The sequence below is a fragment of the Ruegeria sp. AP12 genome (assembly GCF_056540025.1).
Map to the genome: position 1 here is coordinate 112263 of NZ_JBQFVZ010000006.1, position 22460 is coordinate 134722.

At 60.9% G+C, this 22460-nt stretch carries 24 protein-coding genes and 1 tRNA gene; 14 read left to right on the forward strand and 11 right to left on the reverse strand.

What is annotated here, in order from left to right:
• Positions 1–33: 33 nt before the first annotated feature.
• The gene (locus tag ACR0E6_RS16115; RefSeq protein WP_170520008.1) at positions 34–480 is read right to left on the reverse strand and encodes a DUF4174 domain-containing protein; all 447 of its coding nucleotides are present in this window, start codon (positions 478–480) and stop codon (positions 34–36) included.
• 165 nt (positions 481–645) lie between these two features.
• Here ACR0E6_RS16115 and scpA point away from each other — a divergent pair, with 165 nt between their 5' ends.
• The 6 genes from scpA to ACR0E6_RS16145 all read left to right on the forward strand — a co-directional run bounded on the left by scpA (position 646) and on the right by ACR0E6_RS16145 (position 6099).
• Positions 646–2772: a methylmalonyl-CoA mutase gene (gene scpA / locus ACR0E6_RS16120; protein WP_170624357.1), complete on the forward strand. Its 2127-nt coding sequence runs from the start codon at positions 646–648 to the stop codon at positions 2770–2772.
• 104 nt (positions 2773–2876) lie between these two features.
• A complete protein-coding gene (locus tag ACR0E6_RS16125; RefSeq protein ID WP_480585149.1) occupies positions 2877–3479 on the forward strand; it encodes a VOC family protein in 603 nt (200 codons plus the stop codon).
• Positions 3476–3964, forward strand: coding sequence for an N-acetyltransferase family protein (locus ACR0E6_RS16130; RefSeq protein ID WP_480585151.1), 489 nt, complete (start codon positions 3476–3478; stop codon positions 3962–3964). Before ACR0E6_RS16125 ends, ACR0E6_RS16130 begins: the two co-directional genes overlap by 4 nt.
• Before the next feature lie 45 nt (positions 3965–4009).
• Positions 4010–4690, forward strand: coding sequence for a TerB family tellurite resistance protein (locus tag ACR0E6_RS16135; protein WP_480585155.1), 681 nt, complete (start codon positions 4010–4012; stop codon positions 4688–4690).
• A 4-nt stretch (positions 4691–4694) separates the two neighbouring features.
• Entirely contained in the window at positions 4695–5687 is a 993-nt protein-coding gene (locus ACR0E6_RS16140) for an endonuclease/exonuclease/phosphatase family protein (RefSeq protein WP_480585157.1), read from the forward strand.
• 37 nt (positions 5688–5724) lie between these two features.
• Entirely contained in the window at positions 5725–6099 is a 375-nt protein-coding gene (locus tag ACR0E6_RS16145; protein ID WP_480585160.1) for a hypothetical protein, read from the forward strand.
• 12 nt (positions 6100–6111) lie between these two features.
• On the opposite strand, the gene ACR0E6_RS16150 is transcribed toward ACR0E6_RS16145, so the two are convergent.
• The 5 genes from ACR0E6_RS16150 to ACR0E6_RS16170 all read right to left on the reverse strand — a co-directional run bounded on the left by ACR0E6_RS16150 (position 6112) and on the right by ACR0E6_RS16170 (position 11895).
• Entirely contained in the window at positions 6112–7656 is a 1545-nt protein-coding gene (locus ACR0E6_RS16150; protein WP_480585163.1) for a Ppx/GppA family phosphatase, read from the reverse strand.
• A 49-nt stretch (positions 7657–7705) separates the two neighbouring features.
• Positions 7706–8395 (reverse strand): HdaA/DnaA family protein, encoded by a 690-nt coding sequence (locus tag ACR0E6_RS16155; RefSeq protein ID WP_170520023.1) that lies wholly within the window; start codon positions 8393–8395, stop codon positions 7706–7708.
• Positions 8396–9469, reverse strand: a complete 1074-nt coding sequence (locus ACR0E6_RS16160; protein WP_480585167.1) for an AI-2E family transporter — start codon at positions 9467–9469, stop codon at positions 8396–8398. It abuts the gene before it with no gap.
• Between the two features lie 88 nt (positions 9470–9557).
• The gene (locus ACR0E6_RS16165; RefSeq protein ID WP_480585170.1) at positions 9558–10424 is read right to left on the reverse strand and encodes an isopenicillin N synthase family dioxygenase; all 867 of its coding nucleotides are present in this window, start codon (positions 10422–10424) and stop codon (positions 9558–9560) included.
• A 106-nt stretch (positions 10425–10530) separates the two neighbouring features.
• On the reverse strand, positions 10531–11895 hold the full coding sequence (locus ACR0E6_RS16170) for an FAD-dependent oxidoreductase (protein ID WP_480585172.1): 1365 nt from the start codon (positions 11893–11895) through the stop codon (positions 10531–10533).
• A 167-nt stretch (positions 11896–12062) separates the two neighbouring features.
• On the opposite strand from ACR0E6_RS16170, the gene proS reads away from it, so the two are divergent.
• The gene (proS, locus tag ACR0E6_RS16175; protein ID WP_170454859.1) at positions 12063–13403 is read left to right on the forward strand and encodes a proline--tRNA ligase; all 1341 of its coding nucleotides are present in this window, start codon (positions 12063–12065) and stop codon (positions 13401–13403) included.
• A gap of 36 nt (positions 13404–13439) precedes the next feature.
• Here proS and ACR0E6_RS16180 read toward each other — a convergent pair whose 3' ends face one another.
• Complete coding sequence (locus ACR0E6_RS16180; RefSeq protein WP_480585175.1) at positions 13440–13799, reverse strand: hypothetical protein; 360 nt, start codon at positions 13797–13799, stop codon at positions 13440–13442.
• A 374-nt stretch (positions 13800–14173) separates the two neighbouring features.
• Here ACR0E6_RS16180 and ACR0E6_RS16185 point away from each other — a divergent pair, with 374 nt between their 5' ends.
• Positions 14174–15469 carry a lipoprotein-releasing ABC transporter permease subunit gene (locus ACR0E6_RS16185; protein ID WP_480585178.1) on the forward strand — a complete coding sequence of 432 codons (1296 nt, stop codon included), beginning with the start codon at positions 14174–14176 and terminating at the stop codon, positions 15467–15469.
• Positions 15462–16148 carry an ABC transporter ATP-binding protein gene (locus ACR0E6_RS16190; protein WP_170454852.1) on the forward strand — a complete coding sequence of 229 codons (687 nt, stop codon included), beginning with the start codon at positions 15462–15464 and terminating at the stop codon, positions 16146–16148. The genes ACR0E6_RS16185 and ACR0E6_RS16190 overlap by 8 nt, the downstream gene beginning before the upstream one ends.
• On the opposite strand, the gene ACR0E6_RS16195 is transcribed toward ACR0E6_RS16190, so the two are convergent.
• A complete protein-coding gene (locus tag ACR0E6_RS16195; protein WP_170454850.1) occupies positions 16132–16569 on the reverse strand; it encodes a DMT family transporter in 438 nt (145 codons plus the stop codon). The genes ACR0E6_RS16190 and ACR0E6_RS16195 overlap by 17 nt on opposite strands.
• A gap of 92 nt (positions 16570–16661) precedes the next feature.
• On the opposite strand from ACR0E6_RS16195, the gene ACR0E6_RS16200 reads away from it, so the two are divergent.
• Positions 16662–17063, forward strand: a complete 402-nt coding sequence (locus tag ACR0E6_RS16200) for a c-type cytochrome (protein ID WP_480585182.1) — start codon at positions 16662–16664, stop codon at positions 17061–17063.
• A gap of 3 nt (positions 17064–17066) precedes the next feature.
• On the opposite strand, the gene ACR0E6_RS16205 is transcribed toward ACR0E6_RS16200, so the two are convergent.
• Both ACR0E6_RS16205 and ACR0E6_RS16210 read right to left on the reverse strand, forming a co-directional pair.
• Positions 17067–17753: a hypothetical protein gene (locus ACR0E6_RS16205; RefSeq protein ID WP_480585185.1), complete on the reverse strand. Its 687-nt coding sequence runs from the start codon at positions 17751–17753 to the stop codon at positions 17067–17069.
• 42 nt (positions 17754–17795) lie between these two features.
• Entirely contained in the window at positions 17796–18458 is a 663-nt protein-coding gene (locus tag ACR0E6_RS16210; RefSeq protein ID WP_170520068.1) for a DNA-3-methyladenine glycosylase I, read from the reverse strand.
• 146 nt (positions 18459–18604) lie between these two features.
• On the opposite strand from ACR0E6_RS16210, the gene ACR0E6_RS16215 reads away from it, so the two are divergent.
• The 4 genes from ACR0E6_RS16215 (at position 18605) to ACR0E6_RS16230 (ending at position 22317) form a co-directional block, all read left to right on the forward strand.
• Positions 18605–19270: an NnrU family protein gene (locus tag ACR0E6_RS16215; RefSeq protein WP_480585188.1), complete on the forward strand. Its 666-nt coding sequence runs from the start codon at positions 18605–18607 to the stop codon at positions 19268–19270.
• A gap of 71 nt (positions 19271–19341) precedes the next feature.
• Positions 19342–19863: a DUF2478 domain-containing protein gene (locus tag ACR0E6_RS16220; RefSeq protein WP_170454843.1), complete on the forward strand. Its 522-nt coding sequence runs from the start codon at positions 19342–19344 to the stop codon at positions 19861–19863.
• Between the two features lie 88 nt (positions 19864–19951).
• Positions 19952–21199, forward strand: a complete 1248-nt coding sequence (locus ACR0E6_RS16225) for a D-arabinono-1,4-lactone oxidase (RefSeq protein WP_480585191.1) — start codon at positions 19952–19954, stop codon at positions 21197–21199.
• A complete protein-coding gene (locus ACR0E6_RS16230; protein WP_480585194.1) occupies positions 21196–22317 on the forward strand; it encodes an alanine racemase in 1122 nt (373 codons plus the stop codon). Before ACR0E6_RS16225 ends, ACR0E6_RS16230 begins: the two co-directional genes overlap by 4 nt.
• A 36-nt stretch (positions 22318–22353) precedes the next feature.
• Here the strand turns inward: ACR0E6_RS16230 and ACR0E6_RS16235 are convergent.
• Positions 22354–22429 (reverse strand) — tRNA-Ala (locus ACR0E6_RS16235).
• Between the last annotated feature and the right edge of the window lie 31 nt (positions 22430–22460).

The window sequence follows — 22460 nt, forward strand, 5'->3', positions numbered from 1 at the left end:
CAGCGCCGGGGCCTTGGTGCGTGGCGAAAGCGCTCAGCCACCCTCGCGCCGTTCGCGGATTTCGCGTTCGCGCAGGGGGGTTTTGTCGATGGACCGGCCAATCTCGCGCACGCTCCACGGGCTGGGTTTGCGCAGTTTGACCACGCCGTCCTTGTCGACAAACACCATCTGGAACCCACGCGGGCGCAGTTGCGACCGGATCGGGGATCGGGCCGACGGATCGGTGTCGGTCAGGACCACCACATCGCGGTCCCGCATGGCCACTTCCCCCTCAAGCAGCATGTCAACCTGTTGCTGGAACCGGGGGTCGGCTGGTGTGTCTGCGAAGACGATTATGGGCCGGTGGGTCCACAGAAATTCAGACAATTCACTGTCGCCGACCGGGCGGACAAATTCATCATCAGCAGGTGCAGACCCGTCAGCGGCCATCGCGGCCAGCGGGATTAGTGCCGAGAAAACAAGGGCAAGCGTTCTGTTCATGGGGCCTCCTGTCCCGTTGAATATAGCCTCTGCGCGCGCGAATGCGACTGACGAAATGCACATGATGCTCAATTTGTCGCGCGTTGCCCCGGCCGATTGGATGCTGATCAACCATACGCACGGATTGCAGCCATCTGCGATCCGAATTGACAAGAGGACCCCTCAATGACCGACACAAAGGATTGGCGCGCGCTGGCCGAGAAAGAGCTGCGCGGACGGCCATTGGACGATCTGACCAAGGAAACGCTGGAAGGCATCGACGTCAAACCGCTCTATACGCAGGAAGACACCGCCGATCTGCCGCATATGGGCTCGCTGCCCGGTTTCGGCCCGTTCACGCGCGGCGTGAAGGCGACGATGTATGCGGGCCGTCCCTGGACGATCCGTCAGTATGCCGGTTTCTCGACCGCCGAGGAATCGAACGCGTTTTACCGCCGCAACCTGGCCGCCGGTCAGCAGGGCGTCTCGGTCGCGTTCGATCTGGCGACGCACCGCGGTTATGACAGCGACCACCCGCGCGTGGTTGGCGACGTGGGCAAGGCCGGTGTGGCCATCGATAGCGTTGAGGACATGAAAATCCTGTTCGACGGCATTCCGCTGGACAAGGTCTCGGTCTCGATGACCATGAACGGCGCGGTGATCCCGATTCTGGCGAACTTCATCGTCGCAGGCGAAGAGCAGGGCCATGACAAGTCGCTGCTGGCGGGAACCATTCAGAACGACATTCTGAAAGAGTTCATGGTGCGCAACACCTATATCTACCCGCCCGAGCCGTCGATGCGGATCATCTCGAACATCATCGAATACACGTCGAACGAGATGCCGAAATTCAACTCGATCTCGATCTCGGGCTACCACATGCAAGAGGCCGGGGCGAACCTGGTGCAGGAGCTTGCCTACACGCTGGCCGATGGCCGCGAATACGTACGCGCCGCGACCGAGGCCGGGATGGATGTGGACAAGTTCGCGGGCCGTTTGTCGTTCTTCTTTGCCATTGGCATGAACTTCTTCATGGAAATCGCCAAACTGCGCGCGGCCCGGACCCTGTGGCATCGCGTTATGACCGAGTTTGGAGCCAAATCCGAGCGTTCGAAAATGCTGCGCACCCACTGCCAGACCTCGGGCGTCAGCTTGCAGGAACAAGACCCCTATAACAACGTGATCCGCACCGCCTATGAGGCGATGAGTGCGGTTCTGGGCGGCACCCAGTCGCTGCACACCAACGCGCTGGACGAGGCGATTGCGCTGCCGACTGACTTTTCGGCCCGTATCGCGCGGAACACCCAGCTGGTGCTGCAGGAAGAAACCGGCGTGACCGATGTGGTCGATCCGCTGGCGGGCTCTTACTACGTCGAAAGCCTGACCAACGAGTTGATCGAAAAAGCCTGGGCTTTGATGGAAGAGGTTGAGGAGATGGGTGGCATGACCAAGGCCGTGGCCTCGGGTATGCCCAAGCTGCGGATCGAGGAAAGCGCTGCACGTCGTCAGGCGATGATCGACCGGGGCGAAGAGGTGATCGTCGGCGTCAACAAGTACCGCAAGGAACAGGAAGACCCGATCGACATTCTGGACGTCGACAACGTCGCCGTGCGCGAGGCTCAGGTCGCGCGTCTGGAACGTATCCGTGCAACGCGGGACGAAGCGGCCTGTCAGGCCGCGCTTGAGGCCCTGACCACCACCGCCCGCGAGGGCGGCAACCTTCTGGCCGCCGCCGTCGAGGCCGCCCGTGCCCGCGCATCCGTAGGAGAGATCAGCATGGCAATGGAAAAAGAGTTCGGCCGTCACCGCGCCGAAGTGAAAACGCTGGCTGGCGTCTATGGCGCGGCCTATGAAGGCGACGAAGGTTTTGCCGCGATCCAGAAATCCATCGAGGAATTCGCCGAGACCGAAGGCCGTCGCCCGCGTCTGCTGGTGGTCAAGATGGGCCAGGACGGTCACGACCGCGGTGCCAAGGTGATTGCCACCGCGTTCGCCGATATTGGCTTTGACGTGGATGTCGGCCCGCTGTTCCAGACGCCTGCCGAGGCCGCTCAGGACGCGGTGGACAACGACGTGCACGTGATCGGCATTTCGTCTCAGGCGGCGGGGCACAAGACGCTGGCACCGCAACTGGTCGAGGAACTCAAGAAAGCCGGCGCCGAGGATATTATCGTCATTTGCGGCGGTGTGATCCCGCAGCAGGATTACCAGTTCCTGTATGACCACGGCGTCAAGGCGATCTTTGGACCTGGAACAAACATTCCCGAAGCGGCGCAGGACATTCTGCGCCTGATCAGCGAAGCGCGCGGCTAACAGCGACCGCGGTTTTTCGACGAAAAATCTTGTGGTCCGCCGCCTTTGGCGAAAACATGCGACCAGACCTGCTTGGGTCTGGTCGTTTTGTTGGGAGGGCGCGCATGATACTCGATCATTTGGCCGTTGCGGGCGAGACGCTGGAAGAGGCGTCCGCGCATATCGAACAGGCGCTGGGTGTACCGCTTCAGCCCGGCGGAAAGCACGAGAAATTCGGCACCTATAATCGCCTGCTGGGCTTGCGGGATGGTCTGTATCTGGAAGCAATTGCCATCGATCCGGATGCTCCGGTGCCCGAGCGTACCCGCTGGTTCGATCTGGATCGGTTCGCAGGCAAGCCGCGCCTGACCAACTGGATATGCCGTGTGCCCGATATCGAAGCGTCGCTTGCTTTGTTTCCCGATGGCGTCGGCACGCCGATTGATCTGACCCGTGGGGCATTGCGCTGGCGCATGGCTGTGCCGCCCAATGGCCGCCTGCCTTTTGACAATCTGTTTCCCGCGCTGATCCAGTGGCAAGGCGATCTGCATCCGGCGCAGATGTTGCAGGACAGCGGGTGCAGCTTGCGGCGACTGGTGGTGTACCACCCGGACGCGATGCGTTTGGCGCAGCATCTGGGCGCACTCGATCTGGTTGTCTTTGACACCGGTCCGGTGTCCATGCGGGCCGAGTTTGATACGCCGCACGGGCTGCGCGTGCTGGAATGAGGGTGCGTCAGGCCCAACCTTCGGACGCCGCCGACATTGCCGCGATCAACAACGCGATCATTCGCGACACGCTGGTGACCTTCACAACCGACGAACGCAGTGCCGAGGCGATTGCAGCCGACATCCGCCAACGTGGCCCATCCTATCTGGTGGTCGAGGATCACGGTGCGGTACTAGGCTCTGCCACCTACGGTCCATTTCGGCACGGGCCCGGCTATGCCCGTAGCTGCGAGCATGCGATCTATTTGGCCCCAGATGCGCGGGGCAAAGGCGCGGGGCGGGCTTTGATGACGGAATTGGAAGCCGCCGCATGTGCTGACGGAATCCATGTTCTGGTCGCCGGGGTGTCCTCGGCCAATCCTGCGGCCATTGCGTTTCACAAGGCGTTAGGGTTTCAGCAGGTCGGCCTGATGCCGGAAGTGGGGTTTAAATGGAACCGGTGGTTGGATCTTGTGCTGATGCAGAAAATTCTTGCCACTGAGTGACCTGTTCCACCTGACAGTCCCGAAATGGGACGCTAGGGTACGCCCATGTCGATCTGGACCCGCATATCCGATGCGCTGAGCGCGCTGGCCCAAGGCGAAAGCCTGACCGCTGTTTTCGAGAAGCTGCGCTCGCCGCCCGAGCGATCCGTGGCATTTACCATCGCGGTGATTGCCCTGGGCGCCAAAATGGCCAAGGCCGATGGGCAGGTGACACGGGATGAGGTCACGGCCTTCCGCGATGTGTTCCAGATCGCGCGCGAGGATGAGGAAGGCGCTGCACGCGTCTTCAACATGGCGCGGACAGATGTGGCAGGCTATCAGGACTATGCCCGCAAGATCGCCCGGATGTTCGCCGAAGACAGCACCACGCTGTGCGATTTGATGGAGGGGCTGTTCCACATCGCAATGGCCGACGGGTTCTATCATCCCAACGAAAACGAGTTTCTTGAGGATGTCAGCCGCATTTTCGGCCAGACCGATGCGCAGTTTCTGGCTTTGCGCGCGCGTTTTGTGCCGGATGCGCCGAATGATCCTTACGTGGTGCTGGGTGTCTCGCGCGATCTGCCGGTGTCCGAGATACGCAAAGTCTGGCGTCAGTTGGTGCGCGAGACCCATCCCGACGCTATGATGGCAAGGGGCGTGCCGGAAGAGGCGATCCGGCTGGCCGAGAAAAAGATGATCGACATCAACCGCGCCTGGGACGACATCAACGGCGCGCGAGCCTGAGCGGATGCGGCTGGCGACCTACAATATCGAATGGTTCGCCAATCTGTTCGACAAGAACGACACCCTGATCGTGGATGACAGTTGGTCCGGGCGGCACGACGTGACCAAGGCGCAGCAGGTCGAGGCGATTGCCAAGGTTCTGACTGCGCTGGATGCGGATGCGATCCTGATTGTCGAGGCTCCGAACACCGGACGCAAACAGAACACCGTGCGGGCGTTGCAACAGTTTGCCGAAGCATTCGATCTGCGAACCAGTCATGCGATCATGGGGTTTGCCAACGATACGCATCAGGAACTGGCGTTGCTGTATGATCCCGGAGCCCTGACTGCGCGGCACGATCCTCGGGGCGATGCTCATACGCCCCGTTTTGATGGCGATTTCCGCATCGATCTGGATGTGGACGCCACCGAAGATGTAGTGCGCTTTTCAAAACCGCCGATGGAGCTGTCGATCCAGACACAGGCCGGGTTTGAATTTCGTCTGATCGGGGCGCATCTGAAATCCAAAGCCCCGCATGGGGCGGAATCGCGCGACGAAGCGATCCGGATCTCGATTGCCAACCGGCGCAAACAGTTGGCACAGGCGATCTGGTTGGCCCGACGGGTCGAGGCGCATGTCGAGGCGCAGGAACCGGTGATCCTGCTGGGGGACCTCAATGACGGGCCGGGACTGGATGAGTTCGAACATCTGTTCGGGCGATCTTCGGTCGAAATCTTGCTGCAGGCGGGCCTGTTTGATCCGCATGCGGTGACGGCACATGGCCCGCGACCGGGCTCGGTCCCCTCGACCGCGCGGTTTGCGCGGCCCAAAGAGGGGAAGTTCCTTGAGGCGCTGCTGGATTACATCATGATCAGCCAGGACCTGCGCGCGCGCCGCCCGGTCTGGCGCATCTGGCATCCGTTTCGTGACACGACCTGTTGGTCGAACCCGGAATTGCGCGAGGCGTTGCTGACAGCCTCGGACCATTTCCCGGTCACGCTGGATATCGATCTGTGATCTTCCCTCACGCCACCCCGGTGCCTATATTTCTGACATGAAACACATTCTGATCATCGCCGCCTTGTCGTCCGGCATTGGTACAACTGCGTTCGCGCAGGAAGAGGACAGCAAATCCCTGATGGAGCAAGGGGCCGAACTGTTCTTGGAAGGCTTGCGCAAGGAAATGGAGCCTGCATTGGACGAGCTGTTGGGTATGGCAGAAACCTTCGGCCCGGCGATGCAGTCCTTTCTGGAAGAAATGGGCCCCGCGCTGGCGGAACTGGCCGCAGAGGTCAAGGACTGGAGCGCCTATGAAGCGCCAGAAATACTGCCCAATGGCGATATTATCATCCGCAAGAAGCCAACTCAGGACGCGCCAGAGGATCCGAAAGCCGAGGAAGATGCCCCTGACGAAGGCACGGATATCTGAAGCTTTTCGTGCTTAACCTTTGATGATCACCCGCGCCTCGGATTTCAGCGCGCTTGAGAGCGAATTCAGACGCGCCTCGGCCACTTCGTTGAACAGAGGACCCGCGGCTTTGGGTAGGAACAGGTCAAGCTGCCGCTTTTTGGGATAGAACCGCAACCGTCCCATATTGGCATCGTTATGCATCCACAGCATCGCGCCGAACCGCATCGCCTTGCCCAGAATCTCAGCCTGTTTTTGCCCTTGCTCGTCCAGCAGCTCGTAAAACGGTGCGAACCGGTTGCCTTCGCGTTTGTTGCGATAGCGATGCTGCAAGGCGAGGCCGATAAAGACGCGTTCCGAGTGTTTCAGGCCCCCCAGATTGGCGCGGGTGACGTAGTCAAAACACACCTCGGCCCGGTAATCGGGATGCGCGCGCCAACTGACGTCGTGCAAAAGACACGCCGCCTTGATCAGCCGAACCCGCGCGGGCGGGGCGGATTTGAACAGGGGCATGACGAAATCATAAAGATGCCGCCCAAAGCCCGGCAGGCGCGCGTCTTTGGATTCGGAAAACCGGCTGGCCTCGATCAGCGGGTCGCGGTCGCGGATTTCCTGCGACATTTGTTCGTACAGCAACCCCTCGCGGATGCCATAGCTTGAGATCGCGATATCCTTGGGTTTGAAGGTGCGGATCAGGCGGGCCAGAACATCCATCGCATAGGGGATCAAAGCCATACGGGAACTGGACACGCCAGCCTGACTGCGCAGCTTGTCGTGGTCATTGGCTTCGATGAACTTGATCGTCTCGCGCACCTGTTTGGTCGTCATGCGGTATTCGTGCATGACATTCAGCGGGTAGCCGCGCCGCAACATGTCCAGCCGGGCAAAGGCACGCCAGCTGCCGCCGACCAGAAACAGGCGGTCGCGCTGTTGGCCAAGCTGCGCGCGCAGGTCTTCCATCGTGCCCTTGATGTGTGCTTTGCGCGCCCGACGCCCGCCCTTGATGTCGCGCAGTTTCAGCGGACCAAGGTCCGAGGTTACGCGGCGACCCACTTGCCCGTCGCCAATCTCGGCCAGTTCCATCGAGGATCCGCCGATATCGCAGATTAGCCCATAGGCCCCGGGCCAGCCCAATAGCACGCCCTGGGCGGACAGCCGGGCCTCTTCCCCGCCGTCGATCACGGCCACATGCAGGCCGGTTTCAGCTTTGACCTGGGTGCAGAAATCCGGGCCGTCCTTTGCCTCGCGCACGGCGGCGGTGGCAACGACATGCAGGCCGGGCAGGTCCAGATCGCGGGCCAGATGCTGGAACCGGCGCAACGCTGCCAGCGCCCGGTCGCGCCCGCGCGGGTTCAGCTTGCCGGTCTCGGACAGGCCGGCGCCAAGCTCGCACATGACCTTTTCGTTGTAGAAATAGGCGGGCGAGCGCGCCGCGCCGTCAAAGATCACCATGCGGACCGAGTTCGACCCCACATCCACGACCCCCACCCGCGACAGCGCGCGGCTGCCCGGGTCATCGAACAGAGGTTTACCGAAAGGGCCCCAATCCGGGATGTCGGTTTCGACGGTCTGATCCATGTGTCTTCCAGATATTCCAGTCGTAAGATGCGAAATCCCCGGTGCCCGGTCAATCGCCAGTATCCATTTCGTATTGGTCCGTGTTCAGAACCCGGATAGCCAGCGACCGCGTGATCTCGCGCTTTTCGGCCAGCGCCAGTTGGTCCAGTTGTTGCACAACGTCCGCTGCGGTTTCAAAGCGGCGGTCCATGTGTTTGACCAGATAGGCAATGACCTCGGGTCCGGGGTTCAGCTGGCGGTCGACGAACAGCTTGGCCAACACCGCGCCCAACAGCGCGTCATCGGGGGGATCCAGTGCTACGTGATGCGCACCCTCGACCCGGCTTTGCAGATCGGCCAGCGGCAATTGCCAGAACCGAGGCGCAAGGCGGCCGGTCATCAGCAGGGCGTGACCTTCGGCAAGGACCAGATTGTGCAGGTGAAACAGGACCTTTTGCTGTTCGATATCAGCCGCAATATCCGGCACGTCTTCCACCGCGATGGCCGAGCGTGCCAGTTCCGGCACCTCGTCATGATGCAGATCCGCCGCGCGCATGATACGTCCACCGGTTTCGGCGGCCCAGACATGTGCCAGATGGGTCTTGCCCGCGCCTGCAGGGCCGCTTAGTACCAGTTTGTTGCCGGGCCAGGATGAGGCCGAAATCATCGCCACGGCCAGCGCATTTGAGGGCGAGACAAAGAAATCCTCGCGCCCCAGCGCGGTTTTGGCTGGTAGATCAAAGCTCAGTTGTCGAGCCATTTATTTGTCTTCCTGATCCGGGCTTTCCAGGCCGGTGTAAAGGCGACTGTCAAGATAAAGCGATGTGCCGAACCGCGCCACAACCCCCAAGGCTGCGGCGACAGGCACAGCGATCAGCATCCCGACAAAACCGAACAGCGCGCCAAAAACCGACAAGGCCAGCAGCAGCCAGACCGGGTGCAACCCAACCGAACTGCCGACCAGTTTGGGCGTCAGGAAATTGCCCTCGGTCACCTGACCCAGCGCGAAAATCCCGGCAACCAGACCGATATGGGCCCAATCGCCCCAGAACTGGAACAGGGCCAGCCCGATGGCCAGAGTGCCCCCGATCAGCGCGCCCAGATAGGGGATGAAGGTGACGAGCCCGGCGATAAAGCCGACGATCAGCCCGAACTGCAGGCCGACAATCATCAGGGCAACTGCGTAGTAGGTGCCCAGGATTAAACAGACCGTGCCCATACCGCGTACGAATGAGGCCAGAACTGCATCGATCTCACTGGCCAGCCGCTTGATTGTGGGGGCGTGATCGCGGGGCAGAAGCTCTCCGATACGGGCGATCATACGGTCCCAGTCCAGCAGCAGGTAGACCGCGACAACCGGGACGATGACCAGCAGAACAACGATGTTGATGGCCGATCCCAGCGAGGCCAGCACCGTTTCCAGCACGTCGCCGGTTTTCGATTTCAGGGTTTCGCCGAATGAGACCAGCATCTGATGGGTGCTGGATTCGCGGTCGAGCAGCGATGGGAACTGCTGTTCGATGAACCCGCGCAATTGTTTGAACAGGCTGGGCAGGATATCGACCAGCTCGAGCAGTTGCGTGATCAGGGCCGGGACGACCATCAGGATCATCAGGACGAATCCCAGAACGCCGACAACGGTTATGATGCCGGTCGCCGCAACCCGAGACAGGCCCAGCTTTTCCAGCCGGTCGGCAACCGGATCAAGGAAATAGGCAATCGCACCGCCAATCACAAAAGGCAGAAGGACGTCGCCCAAGGCCCACAGGATCAGAATGAAAATCGCTGCGGCGAAGCCCCAGTATCTCAGTTGATCCTTTACCGGAAGCGCCATGGTCGTCCTCGTGTTTAGACCGTCGGGGATGTTCTTCGCTTATACCGACACATGATGCAAGCGGTTCATGACATGCAGATTTCGGCGCTTAATCCGCCAGCGTCCCCAATTCCGGAGTGTCGCTTGTCGCCGCCTCGTCCGGCCAGTTTGTGCGCCAGATTTCCGCCGACCAATGACCGCAATGCACGGCCGGGCGATCAAAGCCGGGCAGGGCGGGCAGCAGCGGCTGGACCACCACGTCATGGCGCGGGACGGCGAAATACGGGAACGAGTACCGTTCCTTGCCAGATCGATTGACGACGCGGTGCGGTGTCGATTTCAACCGCCCGCCTGACCACAGCTCTAACATGTCGCCGATATTGACGACAAAGCCACCTTCGGGACAGTCAGGTGTGATCCAACCGCCCTCGCGGGTTTGCACCTCCAGCCCGCCAACCGGGTCGGGGGCGATGATTGTCAGCGCGTCGGTGTCTTTGTGCGGATGGATACCATACCCGTCCTCTTCTGCGGCTTGCGGCGGATAGTGCAGCAGGGTCATGTTGGTCAACGGATCGCGAAATGCGTCTTGCAACTGCCCCGGTGTCAGGTTCAGGCCAGTTTCAAGCGCGCCAAGCAACAGGTCGGTCACGTGGTCCAACTGGGACCAATAGTTCAGAATGACCCCGCGCGCCTCGGGCGTATGGTCCGGCCAGATATTCGGGCCATACAGCGCACAGGCCTGCCGGATTTCCGCGTCTTCCTGGACTTCATGATGCAGCTTGTAGCCTTCGTATTTGTCAGCTTTGCCCGACCCGTCATTCGGGGTGAAAAACCCCATCGGAATGTAGCCGCGATAGTTTTCGCGCGTGATTGCCTGATCCCATTTGCGGCTCTCTTCCAGGTCGAAGATCTTGCGCACCGTCTGCCGGACCTGATCGACGCTGTCCTGCGACACGCCCGTCCCGGTAATCGACAAGAAGCCGATGCCAACACAGGCGTCGAGTATCTGTTGCGCCGTTGCCTTGTATTCCGGCTGTCCGGGTGGGCCAGTGCCGAGATATCTATGGTCGGGATTGTATCCATCAGTTGATCCTTACGCCCTGACGTTCCAATTCGGTATGCACGGGGGTCAGATTCAACCGATCCAGCTCCTGATTGCTTTTCAGCGACAGCACGGCCGCAATGCCCGCGCCCTGACCCATCACCGCACAGCAGGCCATGTTGCGCGTGGCCGCATGGGCCACCCGGTCCGCACCGTGCGAGCGCCCGGCGACCAGCAGGCCCTTGATCCCTTTGGGCAGCATCGAGCGATAGGGGATTTGCATATACCTCCCCGTGGTGGGCAGGATCAGGATGCCATAGCCGTCGATGAATTCGGGGTAGACGCCGATCGTGTCCTCAAACCGGCCCTGATAACGGGCGTCATCCTCGGTCATATTGTAAACCGCGTCGATCTTGCGGGTGTCGCGGATGCCGATGGTCATGCCAAAGTTCCGAAGCCGCGCGTTTTCGCATCCCGGCATAAACCGGCGCAAGGCTTCGATGGCCAGCATCGACTGGCGTCGGCCTTCGATCTCACCCTTTGTCAGGCTGTCGGGATCTGTGCCGTCGACCTCAGCCAGATGGATGAGGTTCATATAGGTCAACTCACCCGTGTCATGCATCGCGCCCCATGTGCCCGCGATGGTGTTCAGATGCGGCGGGATCAGGCCCTGATCGATGGCCTGCTGGAACGGCTTGTGCACGAAGGGCGAGAACATGTCGTCCTCTTTTCCGCTGGTTTCGATGTTCCACTCACCACCGCCGCCCCAGTCCTTGTAGGTCTGGGGGTCGGCCTTGACGCCTTCCATGAACGCGCGCTTGTCGACGCCTGCCAGATGGAACATGACCGAGGCGGCCATCATGTCTTCGCGCGGAGTCTTATGCGTGGGCGCTCCGGCGCGATGGGCCACATCCGCGTCGCCTGTGGCGTCGATCACCACCTTGGCCAGAATTGCCTCACGCCCGGCTTTGGATTCGGTGATGATGCCGGTGATCCGGTCGCCGTCCATGATCGGGGCGACGAACTGACGGTGCAGCATCGGATGCACGCCCGCCTCTTCGACCAGTTTGTCAGCCACCAGCTTGAAGCCTTCGCTGTCCAGCTCATAACTCAGCGATTGGCTTTCGGGCACTGCCGCGCCCATCTCTTTGGCGCGGGTTTCGAACTCCATGCCGATACCGCCGGCTTCGACGGTCTGTTCGTGGCGATACCAGGCGAACCCCTCGACCCCCACGGCGGTGATATTGCCGCCCATGCAGCCGAACCGGTCGACCAGAGACACCTCTGCCCCCGCCCGCGCCGCCGCCAAGGCAGCCGCCAGCCCGGCAGGGCCTGAGCCGACGACCAGAATATCGGTCTGGTGAACAACAGGGATTTGGCGGGCGGGTTCCTGAATCGTCTGCATCGGCGCCTCATGGGTTTTACATTCCTGTCACAATTGAAAAACCTGACTGGCGGGTCAATCAAAAACCGACAGGTCTGGGGTCGCAAATTCGCCAATGCGCGATTGCCCCCGGCGGGGCTTTGGAATAATGACCTTTGAAGTCCAAATTCACCTTTGAAGGTCCACCCATGCGCCTCAGCCGTTACTTTCTGCCCGTTCTCAAGGAAAACCCCTCCGAGGCTCAGATCGTCAGCCACCGGCTGATGCTGCGCGCCGGGATGATCAAGCAGGCCGCCGCCGGGATTTATTCCTGGCTGCCGCTGGGCTTCAAAGTGCTGCGCAAGCTGGAAAACATCGTGCATGAAGAACAGGCGCGCGCGGGTCATATCGCGATCCAGATGCCGATTCTGCAATCGGCGGACCTGTGGCGCGAGTCCGGGCGGTATGACGACTACGGTCAGGAGATGTTGCGGATGCAGGACCGCCATGGCCGCGACATGCTCTATACACCCACAGCCGAAGAACTGGTGACGGACATCTTCCGCGGCCATGTCAGCAGCTACAAGGACCTGCCGCTGACGCTGTACCAGATCCAGTGGAAGTTCCGCGACGAAATCCGCCCGCGCTTTGGTGTTATGCGCGGGCGCGAGTTCTACATGAAGGACGGCTACAATTTCGACCTGACGAAAGAGGACGCGCTGCACGCCTATAACCGCCATCTGGTCAGCTATCTGCGCACCTATGAACGCATGGGTCTGCAAGCAATCCCGATGCGCGCGGACTCTGGTCCCATTGGCGGCGACGACACGCATGAATTTCTGGTACTGGCCGACACTGGCGAGTCCGAGGTTTTCTATGACAGCGCAGTGACCGATCTGACCTTTGGGGATCGGGAGATCGACTATGACAACCGCGACCAATGTCAGGCGATCCTGGAAGAGTTCACCTCGAAATACGCGCGCACCGATGAAACCCATGACGAGGCGCTGTTCAACGAGGTCCCCGAAGATCGCCGCCGCGTTGCGCGCGGGATCGAGGTCGGCCAGATATTCTATTTCGGCACCAAATACTCCGAGGCCATGGGCGCGACCGTTCAGGGCCCCGATGGCAAGCCGGTTCCGGTACATATGGGCAGCCACGGTATCGGCGTCAGCCGCCTGATCGGTGCGATCATCGAGGCCAGCCATGACGACAAGGGCATCATCTGGCCCGAAGGCGTGACCCCGTTCCATTGCGGGATCGTCAACCTGAAGCAGGGCGATGAAGAGGCGGATGCGGCCTGTGAGAAACTCTACGTCGCGCTGACGGCACTAGGCCTTGAGCCGCTCTATGATGATCGCAACGAACGGGCCGGGGGCAAGTTTGCCACGATGGACCTGATCGGTCTGCCCTGGCGGATCACTGTCGGACCGCGTGGTTTGAAAAACGGTGTGGTTGAATTGACCAGCCGCCGGACCGGCGAAAGCGAAGAACTAAGCCCCGAGGCGGCTGTTACCAAGATCGCTGAAATTTATCAGGGTATCGCCTGACCACGGCGATAGGCCTCGATCAATGCTGGCGCGGTGTTACAACCGCGCCGACGCAGGGCGGGCGATCAGCAGCTCGCCATCCGCCTGATTGCCGCGTGCAACCACGATGGGGCGGCCCAGCCGGTTGACCAGTTCTTTCAGCTCAAAGCCCAGAAACCGTATCCCGCAGACGCGCTGACCGGTTGTCCGATCTGTGATGCAAAGGCGGCCTTTGAGAAAGGCAAGGCGATAGCCCTTTTCCCTTAGCCGATCCGCCAAGCTGCCCCAGCTTGCTGCTTTTGCGAAGATTGGCCGGATCGCGGCCCGCAGCAACGCGGCCGTTTCGCAATCCAATTCCGTTGATGATGCGCGGACCAAAATCGGGTCCAACCCTTCCGGTGTATTGTGAATATTCATTGAGCGACCCCCGCTCTGAAATGTGTTCCCCCGCAAGCAGGGTGACAAAGTTTCTGAAAATAAGCAAAAAGCGAAATAATATTGCTTACTATATGTGGCATTTTGAGTTCAGTCGATCACGCAATGCCGATATTGACTTCATAGCTGAAACAATGGCGCGCGGTCTGTGAAGGTCGTCACAACCAATAGTGTAGTCTTTGATTTCAATATCACTTTTTATCTGAGCGCACTGTCCGACAGCCGGTACTGATTCGGTTCGATATTGGGGTTTTTCACGCCGAATTCGCCTGCCGGGACCGACACGCCCATAAGCGGCTTGACCATCGCGCGAAATGCCGAAAGGGTCGCCGCCAAACAACAAGACCGGAGCAGGCATGGCCAAGACACCCCCGCCTTTTGCCCCATTCGAATGGAAAATCGCGTGGCGATACCTTCGGGCCCGCCGGGCCGAGGGGGGCGTCAGCGTGATGACGTGGATCTCGCTGATCGGGATCACTCTGGCGGTATTTGCCCTGATCGCGACCCTGGCGGTGCGGTCCGGGTTCCGGGCCGAGTTCGTGGGCACGATCCTTGGGGCCAACGCGCATGTCACCGTGTATTCCTCGGGCGAGATCGACGCGCAGGGCCGCCCGGTCCGAACCATGGCTGACTATGAGGAACGGGCCGCGCGGATCGCTGAGGTGCCGGGCGTCGAACAGGCTGCGCCTTTGGTCAAAGGTCAGGTGCTGATCACCAACCGCGACCGCAGCAGCGGGGTCGAGGTATTTGGCATCCGTCCCGATGACCTGATGGACCTGCCGGGCATTGCGCAAGCCGAACAGGCGGCGGGGGATCTGTCCCTGTTTCAGACCGGAGAGGACGTGATCGCCATCGGCTCGGGCGTGGCGCGCAGCATCGGGGCCACTGTGGGGGATACGGTCAAGCTGACCTCACCCAACGGGGTGAAAACCGCCTTTGGAACCTCACCGCGCGTCAATGCCTATCGCGTGGTCTATGTGTTTTCCGCGGGGCGCTATGACATCGACCGCACCCGCGTCTACATGCCGTTTTCCCAAGCTCAGGGGTTTTTCAACCGCGAGGGCGTGGCGGATGAGATCGAGGTGATGGTCGCCCAACCTGAAACGCTGGGCCCGATCCTGATCCCCATCCTCGAAGCGTCGGGCCAGCGCAGTCAGATCTGGACATGGCAGGACGCCTCGGGCGGGTTCCTGCGCGCGCTTGAGGTTGAGGACAACGTGATGTTCATCATCCTGTCGATCCTCGTACTGATTGCGGCAATGAACATCGTCTCGGGCCTGATCATGCTGGTCAAAAACAAGGGGCGCGACATCGGCATCTTGCGCACGATTGGCCTGAGCGAGGGCTCGGTCCTGCGGGTGTTCTTCATCTGCGGTGCCTTCACCGGCATCATCGGAACCGTGATGGGCGTGATCCTGGGTTGCCTGTTTGCGATCTATATCGACCCGATCTTCTCCTTCGTGAACTATGTGATGGGCGGTGGCGTCTGGGATCCGTCTATTCGGGGCATTTACGCCCTCCCAGCCGAACTGCACCTGAGCGACGTGCTCAAGGCCGTGGCCCTGTCGCTGGGCCTGTCCTTCATCGTCACCTATTTCCCCGCCCGCCGCGCGGCGCGGCTGAACCCGGTTGAGGCGCTGCGCTATGAATGATGTGACATTGCGACTGAAGGGCCTGACAAAGACGTATCTGCAAGGCACTCCGGGCGAGGTGCAGGTCTTGCGCGGCGTCGATCTGGACCTGCGCGCGGGTGAGGCGGTGGCGATGGTTGCGCCGTCGGGCGCTGGCAAATCCACCCTGCTGCATATCGCGGGCCTTCTGGACATGCCGGATGACGGCCAGGTCGAGATCGGCGGGCAGAATGTCAGCGGCAAGGGCGATCGGACGCGAACGGCCTTGCGGCGGCAGGATGTGGGTTTTGTCTATCAGTTCCACCATTTGCTGCCCGAGTTCACCGCTTTGGAAAATATTACTCTGCCGCAACTGGCCAACGGCGTCTCTGAAAAAGCGGCGCAGGAGCGGGCCATGGACTTGCTGGACCGCGTCGGCGTGGCCCCGCGCGCCGGACACCGCCCGGCGGCGTTGTCGGGCGGCGAACAACAGCGCGTGGCGTTCTGCCGCGCGCTGGCGAACAAGCCGAAGGTTCTGCTGGCCGATGAACCAACCGGGAATCTTGACCCCGAGACCTCGGATCAGGTGTTCGATGCGTTGATGGTGCTGGTGCGGGATGAGGGGCTGTCTGCCCTGATCGCCACGCACAATATGGAGCTTGCCGCGCGGATGGACCGGATGGTGCGGCTTGAAGGCGGTGTTCTCAAGCCAGCTGAGTGATCGCCACGCCAACGGCCATCACGGCAATCCCACCGGCGCGCATCAGCGTCAGCGGCGTGACCTGCGCGCCGAACAGCCCGAAATGGTCAATCGCGGCTGTGCTGATCAACTGACCCAGCAGAACGAAGAAGACGGCATTTCCGACCCCGAAATGCGGGGCAACGTGGGTGATCGACAGCACGTAAAACGCGATCAGAACGCCTGCCAGCAACAGATGTTTGGGGGCCTGCGCCACCTTGGACAGCGCCTCAAATCCCGGAAACAGCAGCATCACCAGGGCCGACGCGGCAAAGGCGATGGCAAACAGGACCACGGCAGCGGTGGTGGGCGACCCTATCAGCTTGCCAAGCGCCGCGTTCAATGCGGCCAAAATGGGAACACCGATCCCTGCGGCCAGCATGATGGCTGCGTATTGTGTCATGGCCCGAACCCTCCTGCCTCGTTGATCTGGATCATTGCGCCAAGCCGCCGCGCGGGCAAGCCTGTAAATGCCAATGCTGACAGGAGGATGCGATGAAGTGGCCAAAGCTCGGAACTGTATCTGTCTTGCTTATGTTCGCCGGGCACAGCGCCGCGGCGCAGGATGCGCAAACGGGCGCGGAACTGTATCAGCACTATTGCGCGACGTGCCATGGCATAGATGCCACCGGCCACGGTCCGATGGCCGGGGTTCTGGTCATTCAGCCGACCGACCTGACGGGTTTGGCGACAGGGGGCGGCTTTCCAACCGCGCGCGTTGTTGCCCGGATTGACGGGCGTGATCCGTTGGTCAGCCACGGAAGCCCGATGCCGATCTACGGGCCGTATTTCGACGGGCAGGACACGTCGATGAAAACCGAAGATGGCCAGCCGATCCTGACAAGCCAGCCAATCGTCGATCTGGTGGCGTATTTGAAAACCCTGCAGCGCAACTGACGCTTAGCTGCAGATCCCTTCGACCTTCGCATCGCTCCATGGGATGGCCACCGCACGCTCGCGCCCTTCCTGCGGCAGCGGAGAAAGGTCAAAATGCGCGCCCAGCATCTGGTGCAGCCGTTTGGTCCGCTGCGCCTGTGGGTCCAGCGCGCGGCAGCACACATACTCTTCGACAATCGCGCCCTGCTGTTCATAGCCGTAGGACACGAAATCGGGCGAGGTATCCAGATCGAACAGATACGGATCCTTGCGCCCGCCATGCTCGGCCGCTGCGCGCAGGGGGTGATAGCCAGTGGTCTTGCGGTTTTGCCATTGCCAGACATGGGTCAATTCATGCGCCAGCAACATGGCCGCGATCAGGTTCATCTGTTCGGGATAGTCGGACATATAGTCCTCAAGATACCAGTCGCGGGCGAAATAGACCTTGTTGAACAAGGCGATGGCCGCAGGCTTCCCGGTAACCGGTCCCGGCTCGACCGGGGGCAGAATGCGCTCGCGGCAGGCCAGACGCGGGCGGGCTTCGCGGTAATAGGTGATCGGTGCGACCGGGGCACCTTCGACTAGACGAACGCGATCCAGATTCAGAGTCTCGCCTTGCACGGCATCAGCAAAGTCGCGTTCCTGCTGAGTCAACGGGCGTCCGCAAGCCGCCAGAAACAGAAACGCCAGAACCAAAAAACGCAAACCCATGAAGAAAAATTTAGCTTGCCCCATCGGTTCCGCAAGCCGTTTTCATATGCTCATCGCCAGAACACGGCTGATTTCCGTCAGTGAGCGTCCGGACTGATCCATCCATGCATTGAAAGCCTCTTGCACGGCAGCCAGCGCCTTTTTGGAGGTCGGGGCCTTGTCGATCACGCCCTCGGCAATCAACCGGGCTGTCACGTCTTGTGACAGGATGAAACTGTCGCGCCCGGCAAACCGCATCGCATATTGGGCCGAGGCCCCGCCCAGCCGTGATCCCCGTTTTGCCAGCATCGCCAGAAGGCCGATGTAATCGGTCGAGGGCCAACCGCCCAGAACCTGACCGGCCCCGCCTTCGTCCCGCAACTCCAACAGAAACGCCGCGTTGTCGCGGACGGTTGCGATCTTGGTGCCGTTGCGCACGATACGGGTGTCCTGCAAAAGCGCGTCGAATTTCTCGTCATCCATAAAGGCGCAGCGGCCCACGTCGAAGCCGTCAAACGCCTCTTCAAACCCGTCCCACTTGGCCTCGATGACCTTCCAGTTGAACCCGGCCTGAAAGATGCATTTGGTCAGGGTCGCAAGCCAGCGATCCTCGGGCATCGCAGCCAGTTCTGCGGGCGTTTTGGGCTTGCTCAGGTTTGCATTCAGGGCGTCGACCCCACCGTGGCGACCTGCTGCGATGTCGAAAATCTCATCAAATGAACGCATTGTTGCGACCTCCGCCTGTGACGCTTGTCCTTTGATGCCAGATTGCAGGAGGTTTTGCCAATCCATGGCCCGGCGACTTGATTTCGGACAAAGACCCGCCGGTCCGGTAAACCTACCAATTTCAGAAAACAGGTTCGGAGATCGAAATGGCCGGATGGGGCATCTTCATAGCAGCGTTGACAGTATTTCTGCTCAGCCACGCCATACCCGTGCGCCCACCCGTTCGTGGATGGCTGATCGATGCGATGGGGCGGCGGGCCTATTTCGCCGCTTATTCGTTGTTGTCCGTCGCAGTGCTGATCTGGCTGATCATAGCCGCCGCAAACGCGCCTTATGTCGAGATCATCCCACCGGCGCAGGCCCTGCGATGGATTCCGCTGTTGGTCATGCCGCTTGTGTGCTGGCTGACAATCGCCGGCTTGAGCATCGAAAACCCGTTCTCGTTTGGTGGCATGGGTACGCGCAGGTTTGACCCCGAATGCCCGGGTATTCTGCGCACCACGCGCCATCCGATCCTTGCCGCCCTGATGCTGTGGGCCGTCGCGCATCTGGTCGCCAATGGTAGCCTGTCCCATGTGATCCTGTTTGGGCTGTTTGCCGGGTTCGCGCTGATGGGAATGGCCCTGATCGATCGCCGCAAGGCCCGAGAAATGGGGCCAGAGTGGGTGCGCCTGTCACGCAATACCGCGCGCCTGTCGCTGCGCGCGCCCCACCCCTGGCCGGGTCCTTGGGTGTGGGTGACCGCGATTGCGACCTATGCGGTGCTGCTTGTGCTACACCCTCTCGTGATCGGCCTGTCGCCGCTTCCCTGACGCCGGGTGTGGTCGAGCCACGGTCGGCGTGCTATTTGAAACTCTGAAACTCATCCCACGGGGGTCCAAAGATGAATCTGGCCTATGTCACAACCACCGACCGCGGCGCAACCGACCGCTTGCTGAGCGCAGTGGCAGAGCACCTGCTGGCATCGGGCGCGAAGCTGGCAGGCGTTGTCCAGACCAACACGGAATGCGCTGACAGCAGCAAATGCGACATGGATGTGCGCGTGCTGCCGGAAGGTGAGACAATCCGGATTTCCCAATCCTTGGGGACCGAATCCCGAGGGTGTCGGCTGGACCCGGCGGCGCTGGAACAGGCGGTTGGCTATGTCACCGCCTCGCTGTCGGATGCGCCACAACTATTGATCATCAACAAGTTCGGCAAGCACGAGGCTGATGGCCGTGGGTTCCGCCCTGTTATTGCCGAGGCATTGGCGCAGGACATCCCGGTTCTGGTCGGTGTGAATGGGATGAACAGCGAAAAGTTTCAAGAGTTCACGGATGGCGAGGCCGAGCAGCTGGCCCCGGACCTGACCGCCGTGTCCGAGTGGTTCAAGCGCGTCTCAGCCCAGCGGGCCAACGCGGCCTAGGTGCGGGTCACGTGGCGTAACGCGCTGATTCCCTGACTTGTTTTACAGTCTGCTGGCTGCAATCCTCTTGCAACGGAGGAGCAGGAGCATGTGGTCAAACTGGGCAGGGAACGAAAGCGCCAAGATCAACGTCGCGCGCCCCGAAACGCTTGCAGACTTGCAGCAGGCGGTATCCGCGCCCGAAAGCCTGCGTGTGGTCGGGGCCGGGCATTCGTTTACGCCCATTGTGGCCGGGGCCGACAGAATTCTGGACCTGTCAAACCTGAACCTGCCCACAGTCGGCGACGCAAAGGATGGTCAGGTCTGGGTGAACGCCAACGCCCGCCTGCGCGACCTGTCGCCCGCATTGGGTGAACAGGGTCTGGCCTTTCGCAATCTCGGTGACATCAACGCGCAGTCGCTGGCCGGTGCAACCGCAACTGCGACCCACGGCACCGGGCGCGGCTTGCCCTGTTTGTCGGCCGAGATCACCGATGCCCGTTTGATCAGCGCAGGCGGAGAGATCCTGACCACCGGTGACGTGCCGCTGGAGATGATACAGGTATCGCTTGGCCTGCTTGGGGTGCTGACCGAGGCGCGCATCAATGTCGTGCCCAAATACAACCTGCGCCGACGCGTGACCCTGACCGATTTGTCAGAGTGTCTGGCCAATATGCACCAGAACTGGGCCGAGAACCGGAATTTCGAATTCTTCTACATCCCCTTCACCGGCAAGGCGGTCGAACTGAGGCATGCCGTTGTTGATAGTCCGGAAAGCAAGGCGCCGCGCGATCTGGATATGATCGCGGTCAAGGTGCTGAAACTTGCCCGAAATGCGGGCCGCTTCAGCGCGGGCATACGATCTGTGCTGCTGAAACTGCTGACGCTGGCGCAGTCCGATGAGGACTATGTTGGTGAAAGCTGGAAGGTTCTGTGCAGCGACCGGCATATTCGTTTCAAGGAAATGGAATATCACCTGCCGCCTGACACCGCCGGTGACGTGCTGAACGAAGTATTTCGCAGGCTCGAACGGGATCACAAGGACATCTATTTCCCGATCGAGGTTCGGCAAACCGCCGGAGATACTGCGTGTCTCTCGCCATTTCAGGGCGGCCCCCGGATCTCGGTCGCGGTTCACACGGATGCGGATGAAGATCACAGCCGGTACTTCAATGCGCTTGAGCCGCTGTTCCTTGAGGCGGGGGGAAGGCCGCATTGGGGCAAGATGCATAGCCTGACCTACAAGGACCTGTCCGGGCTTTATCCGGATTTCGACCGCTTCTGCGCCTTGCGCGCGCAGCTGGACCCGCAGGATAAATTCCTGACACCCGCATTGGCGCGGCTGTTCCGGCCATGAGCGATCCGTATCTAAAACGATTGTCCGAAACGCTGCACAAACATGGCGTAGATCAGCCCGTTGTGGCTGTCGATCTGGACCGGTTAGAGGCGAATTGCGCGGCTGCCGATGCTGGCGCGGACGCAGCGCTGGATCGGCGACTGGTGGCCAAATCTCTGCCCTGCCTGCCGCTGCTGGATCATATCCGGAGCCTGATTGCGACCTCGGGGCTGATGACGTTCTCCGAGTCGATGCTGACGACTTTGTTGAAAGCGGAAAGCGGAACGGATCATCTGATCGGAAAGCCTCTGCCGGTTCGATCCGCCGCCCGTGTCCTGGCGTCCTGTCCTGACGCGGCGGATCGGGTGCAATGGCTGATCGATACGCCCGACCGGTTGCATGAGTATCTGGGCCTTGCCGATCAAACACAATCCCGGCTCCGCCTGTCGCTGGAACTGGACATCGGTCTGCATCGCGGCGGTCTGCCGCCCGAGCAGGTCGCCGAGGTCGCCAATGGCATCCAAGCGCACCCCTTGGCACGGCTGAGCGGTGTGATGGGCTATGAGGCCCATCTGGCGAAACTGCCGGGCTTTTTGAGAACCAGAGCGGCCCGCGCCTCGACCCAAACCTTTCGTAAGGCGGTCGCCGCACTGCCGGATCAAGGCGCAGGCCTGTGCCTGAATACCGGGGGCAGCCTGACGTTCCAGACCTATGCCTCGGACAATTCAGCGACCGAGGTCGCCTTTGGCTCGATTCTGGTCAAACCCTCGGATTTCGACCACAGCGCAACCAGTGCCTTTCAGCCAGCCGCGTTCATCGGCACACCAATTCTCAAGGCCATGCCCGGCAACGGGTTGCCCGGACTGGATTTTCTGCCCCGTCGCAAAACCGATATCGCCGTGTTTGGCGGTCACTACCTCGCACATCCGGTGCATCCAAAGGGGTTCGCCTATTCCTCAATATTCGGTCGCTCCAGCAATCAGGAGGTTTGGACAGGACCTGCCACAAGCGCAGCCCGACCCGGCGACATCGCCTTGCTACGCCCCAGCCAAAGCGAGGCTGTTCTGAACCAGTTCGGTACAGTCCTTGCGGTATGCAGCGACGCTGTAGTCGACGAGTGGCAAACCTTGCCGAATTGATTGGTGGTCTTGTTAGACTGCAAATCCAGGTAGATTTGGTGGAGCCTAGGGGAGTCGAACCCCTGACCTCTTGCATGCCATGCAAGCGCTCTCCCAACTGAGCTAAGGCCCCATCCGGGTACTGCCGAAGCAGTGGGCGGACG